Origin of the sequence: Streptomyces sp. BoleA5, assembly GCF_000373665.1 — a bacterium.
GTDB lineage: Bacteria > Actinomycetota > Actinomycetes > Streptomycetales > Streptomycetaceae > Actinacidiphila.
Window position 1 is genome coordinate 1 of sequence record NZ_KB892122.1, and the last position, 12,207, is coordinate 12,207.

The 12,207-nt window shown below is 70.5% G+C and carries 12 protein-coding genes, 1 tRNA gene and 1 pseudogene; 7 read left to right on the plus strand and 7 right to left on the minus strand.

The genetic code is table 11. From position 1 onward, the window contains the following. Positions 1-66: 66 nt before the first annotated feature. Positions 67-480 (minus strand): SCO4402 family protein, encoded by a 414-nt coding sequence (locus B085_RS0129230; protein WP_018562154.1) that lies wholly within the window; start codon positions 478-480, stop codon positions 67-69. Between the two features lie 38 nt (positions 481-518). After that, positions 519-1,691: a helix-turn-helix domain-containing protein gene (locus B085_RS0129235; protein WP_037732732.1), complete on the minus strand. Its 1,173-nt coding sequence runs from the start codon at positions 1,689-1,691 to the stop codon at positions 519-521. A 15-nt stretch (positions 1,692-1,706) separates the two neighbouring features. Here B085_RS0129235 and B085_RS44170 point away from each other — a divergent pair. Then, positions 1,707-2,390 (plus strand): annotated as a pseudogene (locus B085_RS44170) (site-specific integrase); the annotation flags it as partial. A gap of 79 nt (positions 2,391-2,469) precedes the next feature. On the opposite strand, the gene B085_RS0129245 reads toward B085_RS44170, so the two are convergent. Both B085_RS0129245 and B085_RS0129250 read right to left on the minus strand, forming a co-directional pair. Next, a tRNA-Pro gene (locus B085_RS0129245) sits at positions 2,470-2,543 on the minus strand. A gap of 88 nt (positions 2,544-2,631) precedes the next feature. Beyond that, positions 2,632-3,564 (minus strand): metallophosphoesterase, encoded by a 933-nt coding sequence (locus B085_RS0129250; RefSeq protein WP_026251563.1) that lies wholly within the window; start codon positions 3,562-3,564, stop codon positions 2,632-2,634. A 76-nt stretch (positions 3,565-3,640) separates the two neighbouring features. On the opposite strand from B085_RS0129250, the gene B085_RS0129255 reads away from it, so the two are divergent. Next, positions 3,641-4,102: a GatB/YqeY domain-containing protein gene (locus tag B085_RS0129255; protein WP_018562158.1), complete on the plus strand. Its 462-nt coding sequence runs from the start codon at positions 3,641-3,643 to the stop codon at positions 4,100-4,102. 123 nt (positions 4,103-4,225) lie between these two features. On the opposite strand, the gene B085_RS0129260 is transcribed toward B085_RS0129255, so the two are convergent. Further along, entirely contained in the window at positions 4,226-6,499 is a 2,274-nt protein-coding gene (locus B085_RS0129260) for a transglycosylase domain-containing protein (RefSeq protein ID WP_018562159.1), read from the minus strand. A 397-nt stretch (positions 6,500-6,896) separates the two neighbouring features. Here B085_RS0129260 and B085_RS0129265 point away from each other — a divergent pair, with 397 nt between their 5' ends. Continuing rightward, positions 6,897-7,247 carry a WhiB family transcriptional regulator gene (locus B085_RS0129265; RefSeq protein ID WP_018562160.1) on the plus strand — a complete coding sequence of 117 codons (351 nt, stop codon included), beginning with the start codon at positions 6,897-6,899 and terminating at the stop codon, positions 7,245-7,247. Here B085_RS0129265 and B085_RS0129270 read toward each other — a convergent pair. Beyond that, on the minus strand, positions 7,229-8,731 hold the full coding sequence (locus B085_RS0129270; RefSeq protein WP_026251565.1) for an ArsA family ATPase: 1,503 nt from the start codon (positions 8,729-8,731) through the stop codon (positions 7,229-7,231). The genes B085_RS0129265 and B085_RS0129270 overlap by 19 nt on opposite strands. Continuing rightward, positions 8,728-9,708, minus strand: a complete 981-nt coding sequence (locus B085_RS0129275; RefSeq protein WP_086020748.1) for an ArsA-related P-loop ATPase — start codon at positions 9,706-9,708, stop codon at positions 8,728-8,730. Before B085_RS0129275 ends, B085_RS0129270 begins: the two co-directional genes overlap by 4 nt. 71 nt (positions 9,709-9,779) lie before the next feature. Here B085_RS0129275 and B085_RS47490 point away from each other — a divergent pair, with 71 nt between their 5' ends. The 4 genes from B085_RS47490 to B085_RS0129295 all read left to right on the plus strand — a co-directional run bounded on the left by B085_RS47490 (position 9,780) and on the right by B085_RS0129295 (position 12,205). Further along, a complete protein-coding gene (locus B085_RS47490; RefSeq protein ID WP_018562163.1) occupies positions 9,780-9,941 on the plus strand; it encodes a DUF4177 domain-containing protein in 162 nt (53 codons plus the stop codon). Next, complete coding sequence (locus tag B085_RS0129285; RefSeq protein WP_018562164.1) at positions 9,938-10,402, plus strand: RidA family protein; 465 nt, start codon at positions 9,938-9,940, stop codon at positions 10,400-10,402. Before B085_RS47490 ends, B085_RS0129285 begins: the two co-directional genes overlap by 4 nt. A gap of 109 nt (positions 10,403-10,511) precedes the next feature. Continuing rightward, on the plus strand, positions 10,512-11,384 hold the full coding sequence (locus B085_RS0129290; protein WP_018562165.1) for an NUDIX hydrolase: 873 nt from the start codon (positions 10,512-10,514) through the stop codon (positions 11,382-11,384). Further along, positions 11,381-12,205 (plus strand): MBL fold metallo-hydrolase, encoded by an 825-nt coding sequence (locus B085_RS0129295; protein ID WP_018562166.1) that lies wholly within the window; start codon positions 11,381-11,383, stop codon positions 12,203-12,205. Before B085_RS0129290 ends, B085_RS0129295 begins: the two co-directional genes overlap by 4 nt. Positions 12,206-12,207 lie beyond the last annotated feature (2 nt).

Consider the following 12,207-nt stretch of genomic DNA (forward strand, 5'->3'; position numbering starts at 1 on the left):
TTGATGAGGTAGAGAAACCCGTAACAAGCACCGCCTAAGATTTCCCGGTCGGCATGAGCAGTCGGATTAGCCGTGCTGGGACTGCTCGTAGTGCAGGAGGGCCGCCGCCTGGAGGTCGTTGGTCACCATCACTTGCGCCAGCTTGGCTGCAATTTTGATGACCGAACCCCACCCTGGACTGTTCAGGTAGTCCTGATCTTGGGCTCCTCGGCCTACCTGTTCCTGCACGACGGAGTACGCCTCGCCAAGCTCTTTCATCAACGTGACCTCCTCCTGCGTGCGTAGGCTCTTGCCCAACCACGGGGCGGGATCGTCTGCGTCGCAGAAGTCGTCGAAGAGAACGGTGACCACGTAGTCCAGATCCTCGAACTCCTCCGGCCGCAGCCAGACATCGCGCTGCCATGACGGGCTCGCGAGCGCCAGGACCGCTGGCACGACGTGGAGTCGGAAGACCGGGAACTCAATACCGTGGTCTGTCACGCCGCGAGCCTACTTATGTGCTGCACGACCAGGAAGTCTTACGCGATCACCATGCGGTCGGCAAGCTCTGCCAGGGGGTCGGGGACTCGGTGACCGGAGAACTGGACGAGGTCGCGGACTGCTTCGCGGGCCAGGTGGTGGGAGTGGACCTGTTGCGGGGCTAGGGCTTCGGCTTCGAGGAGTGCGGCGGTGGCCTCGCCGACGTGTCGCCGCTGCGCGTGTGCTCGCGCCACGTCAACCAGGAAACGTGCCTGGCGCTCCGGGGATAGTCCTGTGGGGTCGATGCGTTCGGCTACGTCCAGGGCCATTCCGGCGTCGCCGAGGTCGACTGCGGTGCTGACGGCGTGGATCTCGACGTTGGTGGGGCCGAACTCGGTGTCGAAGTCGTTGCGGTCGGCTCCGTTGGTGGCGGCGATGCGCCGGGCCTCTTCGATGTGGGCGTGGGTGGCGGAGCGGGCTCCCTCACGGGCGCTGATCACGGCCATGACCAAGTGCATGGCACCCAGGAGCGACCTTTCCTCCGGGGGGCTGGCGTCTGCCTGGCTGCGAGGTGTCAGGGCGTTGATCGCCGACATGGCAGCTTGTTCGGCCTGGTCGGTGCGCTGTTGCCTTATGAAGGCGTGGGCCAGGCGGAAGAGGCCTGCGACGACTTCCAGCGGTTGGCCGGCACGTTCGGCTGCCTGGAGTGCTCGGTCGGCGGCGACCCATGCGGCATCCGGCTCGTCCTGGCGCACGAAGCTCGCGGCGGCTACCTGGTAGGTCCGGGCCAGGAGGGCGTGGAGCTCTGCGCGTTCGGCTTCGGGGCCGTGGCGTACGGCGGCTTCGAGTTGGGGCAGCACTTTGGAGAGCCGGTCGCTCAGTGCCGCGTAGCTCGCTGCGTGTGCAAGGTCCCACAGTTCGTCGACGTGCCGGTGGAAGTCTTCGAGCGAGGGCTCCGGGCAGGCGGTGATCTGCCCGAAGAGGCTTCCCAGCGTGGGGTGGCCGGTCAGGGCGACGCGCAGCCCGTCGAGGTCGTTGCTCTGCGGCTGCTGCTCGGGCTCGGGTTCGGGCGCGATCTCGGCTTCCGGGCGTAATTCGCGCACCGGCACGCCGAGGGCGTCGGCCAGGGCTTGAAGCACAGATAGGCGCTCGATCGGCTGGACGCCTCGCTCGACTTGGGAGACCCAGCTTTCGGAGCGGCCCATCTCGGCGGCCAGGTCGCGCTGGGACAAGCCTCTCTTGCGGCGCAGCTGTGCTCGGTGCCGAAGGGACAGCCTGGCCGGCCGTCCAAGGCGCTCACCCTCGCCCAGGCCGAGGCGGTGCTGACTGCTGCCGAACGTACCTCGATGCACGCCTACATCGTGGTGGCGCTCCTCACCGGAGCGCGTACCGAGGAGATGCGGGCGCTCACCTGGGACCACGTCTGCCTGCGTGGCGACCCCAAGACCGACCCGCCGACCCCGCCCTACATGGCGGTGTGGCGCTCGGTCCGCTCCGGGGGAGACACGAAGACCAGGAAGTCACGCCGCACGCTCGCGCTCCCCGCCCGGTGCGTGGACGTGCTGTGGCAGCACTGGGAAGACCAGGGCTGGGACCGCTTGGCGGCCGGCGACTCGTGGGAGGAGCACGGGCTCGTGTTCTGCTCGGCCGTGGGGAAGGAGGCAGACGCCTCGCACGTCCGGCGGGCCTTCCGGGCGGCTCTCAAGAACGCGGAAGGCGTGAACGCGGCTGAGTGGACGCCCCGGGAGTTGCGGCACAGCTTCGTCTCGCTGCTGTCGGACCGCGGTGTCCCGCTGGAGGAGATCTCGCGCCTGGTCGGCCACTCCGGTACGGCCGTCACCGAAGAGGTCTACCGGAAGCAGATCCGCCCCGTGATTCAGACGGGGGCGGTCGTGATGGACGGGATCTTCAAGCGCGATCCGAAGCCGTAGACACTCACTTAGACACTCAACAGCAAGCAGGGCCGGTCTCCCCACTGGGGAAACCGGCCCTGACCTGCATTTTCCGAAGTCGGGGTGGCGGGATTTGAACCCACGGCCTCTTCGTCCCGAACGAAGCGCGCTACCAAGCTGCGCCACACCCCGGTGTCGTACCGTGGCCTCCGGCCCGGCGCGACGAGGATTACTCTAGCGGACCTCCCGCTGGAGACGAAATCCGGTTTTCGCGGGCGGCTCAGGCGCCCGGCGTCAGGGTGAGCAGGGTGGCCTCCGGCGGGCAGGCGAAGCGGACCGGGGTGTAGCGGTTGGTGCCGCAGCCCGCGGAGACGTGCAGGTAGGAGCGGTGGCCGGCGGCCTCGTGGGTGGACAGGCCCTTGACCCGGTCCGTGTCGATGTCGCAGTTGGTGACCAGGGCGCCGTAGAAGGGGATGCAGAGCTGTCCGCCGTGGGTGTGACCGGCGAGGATCAGCGGGTAGCGGTCGGCGGCGAATGCGTCGAGCACGCGCAGGTAGGGGGCGTGGACGACGGCGAGGGAGAGGTCGGCGTCCGAGTCGGGGCCGCCGGAGACGGCGGCGTAGCGGTCGCGGCGGATGTGGGGGTCGTCGAGGCCCGTGAAGGCGATCTCGATGCCGTCGTCGAGCTTGAGGCGGCCGCGGGTGTTGTTGACCCCGACCCACCCGGCCACGTCGAAGGCGTCGCGGACCTCCTCCCAGGGGTTGCGGGCGACGCCGATGGCGGGGTCGTTCTTGCCGTTGAGGCCGTGCTCGCCCCGTACGCGCTCGAGGAGATAGCGGGCGGGGTTGCGCAGCTTGGGGGCGTAGTAGTCGTTGGAACCGAAGACATACGCCCCGGGGAGGTCGAGCAGCGGGCCGAGGGCGTCCAGCAGCTCGGGCACGCCGTGCGGGTCGGAGAGGTTGTCGCCGGTGTTCACCACGAAGTCCGGACGAAGCCCGGCCAGCGACTGCAGCCAGCGGCGCTTCTTGTTCTGGCCGCTCACCATGTGGATGTCGGAGAGCTGCAGGACGCGGATCGGCCGCATCCCCGCCGGCAGCACGGGCACCCGCACCCTGCGCAGGCGGAAGGACCGCGCCTCGATTCCGGCGGCGTAGGCCACGCAGGCCGCACCGGCAGCTGTGATGCCCAGGGGTACTCCGTATCGCGCGCGCATGCCCTCCATGGTGGCAGACGGCTCGTCAGGGATAAATCTCCGGCCCTCCCGGTGGCGACCTGGCAGACTCGGTGCCATGACCACCACGCTCAAGCAGCGTCTGCACGACGACCTCACGGCTGCCATCAAGGGACGGGACGAGCTGACCTCGTCCACCCTCCGTCTCACCCTCACCGCGATCACCAAGGAGGAGGTCGCGGGCACGGAGGCGCGCGAGCTCTCCGACGACGAGGTGCTGACGGTGATCGCCCGGGAGGCGAAGAAGCGCCGGGAGGCCGCCGACGCCTTCGAGAAGGGCGGCCGCAAGGAGTCCGCGGAGCGTGAGCTGGCGGAGGGCGAGGTGCTGGGCGCCTACCTGCCGAAGCAGCTCGACGACGCCGAGCTGGCCGGGATCGTCGCCGCGGCGATCACCGAGTCGGGGGCCGAGGGGCCCAAGGCGATGGGCGCTGTCATGAAGCTCGTGAACCCGAAGGTCGCGGGGCTGGCCGAGGGCGGCCGGGTCGCCGCCGAGGTGCGCAGGCAGCTCGCGGGCGGCTGACGGCACGGCGCCCGACCGGCGCCCACGACAGCCCGCGGCGCCCGAGGGCAGCCGGCAACGGAAGGGGCGCCGGGACCGATCGGTCCCGGCGCCCCTTCGGCGTCATGTCACGTACCGGGAAGGTCAGCCCGCCCCGGTGCCACCCGTCTCGGGGGTGCCGGCCCCGGGGCCCCCGTTGGTCGCGCCGCCGCGGCCGTTGCCGCCGCCGCCACCACCGAAGATGCCGCCGAAGAGGCCCTCGTCGCCGCCGTTGCCGTTTCCGTTGCCGCCGCCGGGGCCGCCGTTGTCACCGGGGCCGTGGTGGTCGTCATCGTCGTTGCGCGGCTTCTCGGGCTCGCGGATGGCCACCGTCGGGAGGTTCGAGGAACTCGTACCGGTCAGGGCACCGGACATCGCGTCGCGCCAGATCGGGCCCGGGGTGTCGGCGCCGAAGACCTTGGCGTGGTACACGCCACCGATGGTGATGTTGGTCATGTGGCGCTTGTGGGCCGGGTCGCCGACCCAGACCGCGCCGGCCATGTCGGAGGTGTAACCCACGAACCAGGCGGCGAAGCGCTCGTCGGTCGTACCGGTCTTGCCCGCGCTGTCACGGTCGGACAGGCCCGCCTGCTGGCCGGTGCCGTCCTCGACCACGCCCTTGAGCAGCGTGTTCAGGGTGGCCGCGGTCTGCTCCGTCATGGCCCGCTTGCACTTGCTCTGCGGGACCTTCAGCTTCTTGCCGTTCGCGTCGGTGATCGACTCGATGGCGACGGGGCTGCAGTAGACGCCCTTGTTGGCGAAGGTCGCGTAGGCGTTCGCCATGGTCAGCGGCGAGACCTCCTGCGAACCCAGAGTGAGGGACGGCACCTGGCTGAGCTTCTTGCCGTTGGCCCGCTGGACGCCCATCGAGTTGGCCATCTCGACCACCGGGCAGACGCCGATGTCGCTGATCAGCTGGACGTAGAAGGTGTTGACCGACTTGGCGGTCGCCTCCTTCAGGGAGTACGGGCCCTTCTCGGACTCGTTCTCGTTCTCGACCGTGCTGCCCTCGGTGTTGACCCAGTTGCCGCCGCAGGTGGTGACGGGGCTCGGGTAGGTCATCTTGTACGGCGAGGGGTAGGTGGTCGCCGCGTCGGTGCCCTGTTCGATGGCCGCCGCCGCGGTGATCGGCTTGAAGGTCGAACCGGGCTGATAGCCGACGCCGCCGCCCATGGACTGGTTGACCGAGAGGTTGATCTGGGTCTGGTTCTTCTTGAAGCCGTACGGGCGGGACTGGCCCATCCCGACGATCTTGCCCGTGCCGGGCTGGACCAGGGTCACGGCGGTGGCGACGTCGTCGCTCTTGTACACGTGCCGGCTGATCGAGTCCTGGACGGACCGCTGCGCCTTCGGGTCGAGGGTGGTGCGGATGGTGAGGCCGCCCTGGTCCCAGCGCTTGGAGCGCTCGCCCTTGGTCTTGCCGAAGGTCTTGTCGCTGAGGAAGACCTGGCGCACGTAGTCGCAGAAGAAGCCGGCGCCGTTCACGGCGGTGATGCAGCCGTTCTTGGGCTGGGTGATCTTGAGACCGAGCGGCTTCTTCTTCGCCTCGTCGGCCGCGGCCTGCGTGATGTCCTTCACGTCGGCCATGCGCTGCAGCACCACGTCGCGGCGCTTCTTGGCCTCTTCCGGGTCGTTCACGGGGTCGTAGCGGCTCGGCGACTGGACGAGACCGGCCAGCAGCGCGGACTCGGTCAGCGACAGGTTCTTCGCGGACTTGCTGAAGTAGCGCCGGGAGGCGGACTCGACCCCGTAGGCCTGCTCGCCGAAGAACGTGATGTTGAGGTAGTTCTCGAGGATCTTCTGCTTCCCCAGCTCCTGCTCGAGCTGGATGGCGTACTTCATCTCCTTGATCTTGCGACCGAGGGTCTGCTGCGTGGCCTGCTGGACCTTGGTGGGGTCGTCGCCGGCCTCCTCGACGAAGACGTTCTTCACGTACTGCTGCGTCAGGGTGGACGCGCCCTCGGAGACACCGCCCTCCTGGGCGTTCTTGTTGAGCGCGCGCAGGATGCCCTTGACGTCGATGGCGCCGTGCTCGTAGAAGCGGGCGTCCTCGATGGCGACGATGGCCTGCTGCATCGGCTTGCTGATCTTGTCGAGCCCCACGACCGTGCGGTCGCGCGAGTAGACGGTCGCGATCAGGTCGCCCTTGGTGTCCAGGATCTGGGTGCTCTGGGACAGCGGCGGTCGCTTGAGCTCGCCCGGCAGGGAGTCGAAGCCCGCCGCGGTGCCCTTGGCGCTCAGTCCGAGCGCCCCCGCCGCGGGGAGGGCGATACCGGCCAGCACGACGCCTGCCAGGACGCTGACGCCCAGGAACTTGGCTGCCTGCTGGGCTGAGCTGGTGCCGCCGCTGCTGGTGGGGCGCGATCGCTTGTGACCCATGGGGTGCAGCTTACGTTGCCATTCTTAAGACGTGGGCATGCTTGTTCGCCTACTCTGTAACAGACAGGCGCGAACACTGCGCACACGTCTGTCCTCCCTAATCACTCTTGTGGGTGATGAGAACTGCCCGAATTCCTGTCATATGCCAGCCATATGACCTGGATCTCGGGCCCCAGAAGTGGCGAGCTGACCGTTTTGCGGCAATTCGCCCGTTCTGCCGCCGGCTCACTCCGTCGGGTGATCTGTCGCGTACCCATAGTCCGTTCGGGCCATTCAAGATTGGGCCTGAAAGGGCTGTTGCGTCGTGCCCACCTTCCGTAACGTCCTCAACTGGCAACGGTGAATATGCCGCTTGCCGCCGTGGGGGAGCCTCGATTCGGGAGAGGACGGCGCCAGCATGAGCAGCTGGGTTACGGACTGGAGTACGCAGGCCGCGTGCCGCACGACGGATCCGGATGAACTTTTCGTCCAGGGAGCGGCCCAGAACAGGGCCAAGGCGGTGTGCACCGGCTGCCCGGTACGCACCGAGTGCCTGGCGGACGCCCTGGACAACCGGGTGGAGTTCGGCGTCTGGGGCGGGATGACCGAGCGGGAACGCAGGGCGCTGCTGCGCCGGCGTCCCACGGTCACCTCGTGGCGCAGGCTGCTGGAGACGGCGCGCACGGAGTACGAGCGCAGCACAGGCGTGCTCCCGCTCGACGACGAGGGCTACAACGAGGGCTACGACGACTACGCGGCCGTGGGCTGACCCTGCGCGAGGCGTTCGCCGATCGCGCGCAGGCCCTCGAGGTCGTGCACGTCACCGGGCAGGGCCGCGACGTCCACCATGGGCACGTCCGGGTGCACGGAGACGAAGCGCTCACGGGTGCGCCGCTCGCGCGCGACCAGCTGCATCCGCTCGGCGTGCAGGCGCAGCATGCCGGCGGCGAGGCGGTCGGCGTCCAGCGGGTCCGGGTTCGTGGACCGGCCCGCTTCGGGGTCCTGTGCGGGTACGGGGGCGGCCGGGGAGCCGGTGGGTGATTCGGGAGAGCTGGTGTCCGCACTGTCCGTACTGGGGGTCCCTTCGCCGCCGTCGGCCGTACGGAGTCCAGCTTTCCCGCCGGGCTGATCCACAATGCCGACGCTTTGAAGATTTTCTGCGGATTCGTCAAACTCCCCGGTCAGCCGGGGAGTTGTCGGATTCCCGGCCGCGGGGCCGGCGTCGACGGTGTCGGCGGCGTCAGCGGTTTCCGGGTCGTCCGGGTCGTCCGGGTCGTCCAAGTCGTTCGGGGCGCCCGGGTCGTCGGGCTCGCTCAGGTCGTCCAGGGCCTCCGCCGCCGCCAGCGCCCGTTCCGCCGTGAGCTGTGCCGCCCCGCTGCCGTGCACGCGGTTGAGCACCAGCCCGGCGAGCGGCATGTCCTCCGCCGCGAGCCGTTCCACGAAGTACGAGGCCTCCCGCAGCGCGTCCCGCTCCGGCGCGGCCACCACCAGGAACGCCGTGCCGTTCGCCTGGAGCAGCTTGTACGTGGCGTCCGCGCGGGAGCGGAAGCCGCCGAACATCGAGTCCATAGCCGCCACGAAGGTCTGCACGTCGCGCAGCAGATGCGCGCCCATGACCTTGCTGAGCGTGCCGGTCATCATCGACATCCCGACGTTGAGGAACTTCACGCCGGCCCGCCCGCCGACCTTCGCGGGAGCCGTCAGCAGCCGGATGAAGCGTCCGTCCAGGAAGGACCCCAGCCGCTTCGGGGCGTCCAGGAAGTCCAGCGCCGACCGGCTCGGCGGGGTGTCGACGATGATCAGGTCCCACTCGTCGAGCGCCCGCAACTGGCCCAGCTTCTCCATGGCCATGTACTCCTGCGTGCCGGCGAAGCCCGCGGAGAGCGACTGGTAGAAGGGGTTGTCCAGGATCGCCCGGGCCCGCTCCTGGTCCGTGTGCTGCAGCACGACCTCGTCGAAGGTCCGCTTCATGTCGAGCATCATCGCGTGCAGCTCACCGCCCGCGGACTCGTCGATCCCGGCGACCTTGCGGGGGGTGTTGTCGAGTTCCGACAGCCCCATGGACTGGGCCAGCCGGCGCGCCGGGTCGATGGTCAGCACGACGGCCTTCCGCCCGCGCTCGGCGGCGCGGACGCCCAGGGCCGCGGCCGTGGTGGTCTTGCCGACCCCTCCGGAGCCGCAGCAGACGACGATCCGGGTCCTCGGATCGTCGATCAGCGGGTCGATGTCCAATACCGGACTCTCCAGGCTCATGCGACCCCCAGCCCCTGCTTCCGCAGATTTTCAGCCAATCTGTACAACCCGCCGAGATCGACCCCGTCGCCCATCAGTTCCAGTTCGTACGCCGGCAGCCCCAGTGAGGCCAGTTCCTCGCGCTGGGCGCGTTCCAGGGCCACGCGCTCCGCGTGCTCGTGTGCCTGGGCCAGCAGCGGGTCGACGAGCCGCTCCGCGAGGCCGCCGCGCCGCGCGCCGCCCAGCCCCGCCTGGGAGAGCGCCTTCGCGATCGCCGTGCGCTGCCCGTCGCGCGCCGAGGCCACGGCCGCGCCGTCCATCACCACCGGGCGCACCATGTTGATGATCACGGCCCCGGTCGGCAGCCCCGCCGCGCGCAGCTCCGCCACGCCGTCCATGGTCTCCTGGACCGGCATCTCCTCCAGGAGGGTGACCAGGTGCACTGCCGTCTCCGGGGACTTGATGACCCCCATCACGGCCTGCGCCTGATTGTGTATCGGGCCGAACCGGGCCAGCCCGGCGACCTCGTCGTTGACGTTGAGGAAGCGGGTGATCCGCCCGGTCGGCGGCGCGTCCAGCACCACGGCGTCGTACGACCGCCAGCCCGCCCGGTCCTTGCGGCGCACGGCCTCGCAGACCTTGCCGGTCAGCAGGACGTCGCGCAGGCCCGGTGCGACGGTGGTGGCGAAGTCGATCGCGCCCAGCTTCTTCAGGGCCCGGCCTGCGCGGCCGAGCTTGTAGAACATGTCGAGGTAGTCGAGCAGCGCCTGTTCGGCGTCGATGGCCAGGGCGTGGACCTCGCCCCCGCCCGGAGCCACCGCGATCTTGCGCTCCTCGTAGGGGAGCGCCTCGGTCTCGAAGAGCTGGGCGATGCCCTGGCGCCCCTCCACCTCCGCCAGCAGCGTCCGCCGTCCCTCGGCGGCGAGGGCGAGTGCCAGTGCCGCGGCGACGGTCGTCTTGCCCGTGCCGCCCTTGCCCGTCACGATGTGGAGCCTCACACCTGCGAGCCTAACCAGTCGAGGGCGGGGCTACGCAGGGGCGGGGCTGTGCCAGGCATTACAGTCCCCTCATGAAGAAGTGGGAATACGCGACGGTGCCGCTGCTGGTGCACGCGACGAAGCAGATCCTGGACACCTGGGGCGAGGACGGCTGGGAGCTCGTCCAGGTCGTGCCGGGCCCGAACAACCCCGAGCAGCTGGTGGCGTACTTCAAGCGCGAGAAGAGCGCGTGAGCGCCGTCGAGCAGCGGCTCGCGGAACTGGGGCTGGAGCTCCCCGCCGTGGCCGCGCCGCTCGCCGCGTACGTCCCGGCCGTCCGGTCCGGCGCGTACGTCTACACGGCGGGTCAGCTGCCGCTCGTCGACGGCAAGCTGACCTGCACCGGCAAGGTCGGCGCCGAGGTCACCGCGGACGAGGCCAAGCAGCTGGCCCGTACCTGCGCGCTCAACGCCCTGGCCGCGGTCCGCTCCGCGGTGGGTGACCTCGACCGCGTCAAGCGCGTCGTGAAGGTCGTCGGCTTCGTCGCCTCCGCCCCCGACTTCACCGGGCAGCCGGCCGTCGTCAACGGCGCGAGCGAGCTGCTCGGCGAGGTCCTCGGCGAGAAGGGCGTGCACGCCCGCAGCGCCGTCGGCGTGGCCGTCCTGCCGCTCGACGCGCCGGTCGAGGTCGAGATCCAGGTCGAGGTCGAGGACTGACGTCCCGTACCCCTCCGGCGCGGCCCCGCCGGGCCACCGGAGGGGTGCCCGGGCCCGCCCGGCCCGGGCCCTATCGAACATCCCCGCGCAAGCGCATAGCATCCGCCCCATGACCACCACGAACGGCCAGTGGTTCCCGCCGACCTGGCCCGAGCGGATCCGCGCCCTCACCGCGGGCACCCTGGAGCCCGTCGTGCCGCGCCGTGCGGCCACCGTCCTGCTGCTGCGGGACGCCGACGGCGGCCCCGCGGTGCACATGCTGCGGCGCCGGGCCTCCATGGCCTTCGCCGCGGGCGCGTACGCGTATCCCGGCGGCGGGGTGGACCCGCGCGACGAGCGGCCGGTGGCCTGGGCGGGACCCGCACCGCGGACCTGGGCGGCCCGGCTGGGCGAGGGCCTGGACCCCGCCTCCGCGCAGGCGATCGTGTGCGCGGCCGTGCGCGAGACCTTCGAGGAGTCCGGCGTCCTGCTGGCCGGGCCCGACGAGGAGTCCGTCGTCGCGGACACCACCGGCGAGGACTGGGAGGCCGACCGGCGCGCCCTGGTCTCGCGGGAGTTGTCCTTCGCCGACTTCCTCGCGCGCCGCTCCCTGGTGCTCCGCTCCGACCTGCTCGGCCCGTGGGCCCGCTGGATCACCCCGGAGTTCGAGGAGCGCCGCTACGACACGTGGTTCTTCGTGACCGCGCTCCCGCCCGGCCAGCGCACCCGCGACGTGTCGGGGGAGGCCGACCGCACCGTGTGGCTGCGTCCCGCCGAGGCCGTGGCCGGCTACGACCGCGGCGAGATGACCATGCTGCCGCCGACGATCGCGACGCTGCGGAAGCTGCTGCCGTACGACTCGGCCGGCGCGGCCCTGGAGGGCGCCGCGAAGGGGCGCGACCTCACCCCGGTGCTGGCGAGGGCCGACCTCGTGGGCGACGAGATCGTGCTGACCTGGCCGGGCCACGAGGAGTTCACCAAGCGGATGGGAGCCGCCGAATGACCTCGGTACCGCAGCCCGGCAACCCCCGCGCGGAGGTCGGCGGGCGGGCGACGGCCCGCGCGGTGTGCGTGCTCGCGCCGAACCCCTCGCCGATGACGCTGGACGGCACGAACACCTGGATCGTCTCCGAGCCGGACTCCGAGTTCGCCGTCGTCATCGATCCCGGGCCGCTCGACGACGGCCATCTGAACACCGTGGTCTCCACGGCGCACTCCCTCGGCAAGAGGATCGCCCTCACCCTGCTCACCCACGGCCACCCCGACCACGCCGAGGGCGCGGGCCGCTTCGCCGAGCTGACCGGCACGCCGGTGCGCGCCCTGGACCCGGCGCTGCGGCTGGGCGACGAGGGCCTGGCCGTGGGCGACGTCGTCACCACGGGCGGCCTGGAGCTGCGCGTCGTGCCCACCCCCGGGCACACCGCGGACTCGCTGTCGTTCCACCTGCCCGCCGACCGGGCCGTGCTCACCGGCGACACCGTCCTCGGCCGCGGCACCACCGTCGTCGCCCACCCCGACGGGCGGCTGGGCGACTACCTGGACTCCCTGCGGCGGCTGCAGGCCCTCACGATGCACGACGGCGTGACCACCGTCCTGCCGGGCCACGGTCCGGTCCTCGCCGACGCGCGGGGAGCGGTCGAGTTCTACCTCGCGCACCGCGCCCACCGCCTCGCCCAGGTCGAGACGGCCGTGGAACAGGGCCTGACGACGCCCTCCGAGGTCGTCGCCCATGTGTACGCGGACGTCGATCGCGCCCTGTGGCCGGCCGCCGAGCTGTCGGTGCGGGCCCAGCTGGACTACCTGCTGGAGCACGGGCTGATCTGACG

Coding starts and splice junctions, on each gene's coding strand:
- B085_RS0129250 (WP_026251563.1), bottom strand. CDS start 3,564: ATGCGCGCGCGATACGGAGTACCCCTGGGCATCACAGCTGCCGGTGCG.
- B085_RS0129265 (WP_018562160.1), top strand. CDS start 6,897: ATGAGCAGCTGGGTTACGGACTGGAGTACGCAGGCCGCGTGCCGCACG.
- B085_RS47490 (WP_018562163.1), top strand. CDS start 9,780: ATGAAGAAGTGGGAATACGCGACGGTGCCGCTGCTGGTGCACGCGACG.
- B085_RS0129295 (WP_018562166.1), top strand. CDS start 11,381: ATGACCTCGGTACCGCAGCCCGGCAACCCCCGCGCGGAGGTCGGCGGG.
- B085_RS0129260 (WP_018562159.1), bottom strand. CDS start 6,499: ATGGGTCACAAGCGATCGCGCCCCACCAGCAGCGGCGGCACCAGCTCA.
- B085_RS0129290 (WP_018562165.1), top strand. CDS start 10,512: ATGACCACCACGAACGGCCAGTGGTTCCCGCCGACCTGGCCCGAGCGG.
- B085_RS0129255 (WP_018562158.1), top strand. CDS start 3,641: ATGACCACCACGCTCAAGCAGCGTCTGCACGACGACCTCACGGCTGCC.
- B085_RS0129270 (WP_026251565.1), bottom strand. CDS start 8,731: ATGAGCCTGGAGAGTCCGGTATTGGACATCGACCCGCTGATCGACGAT.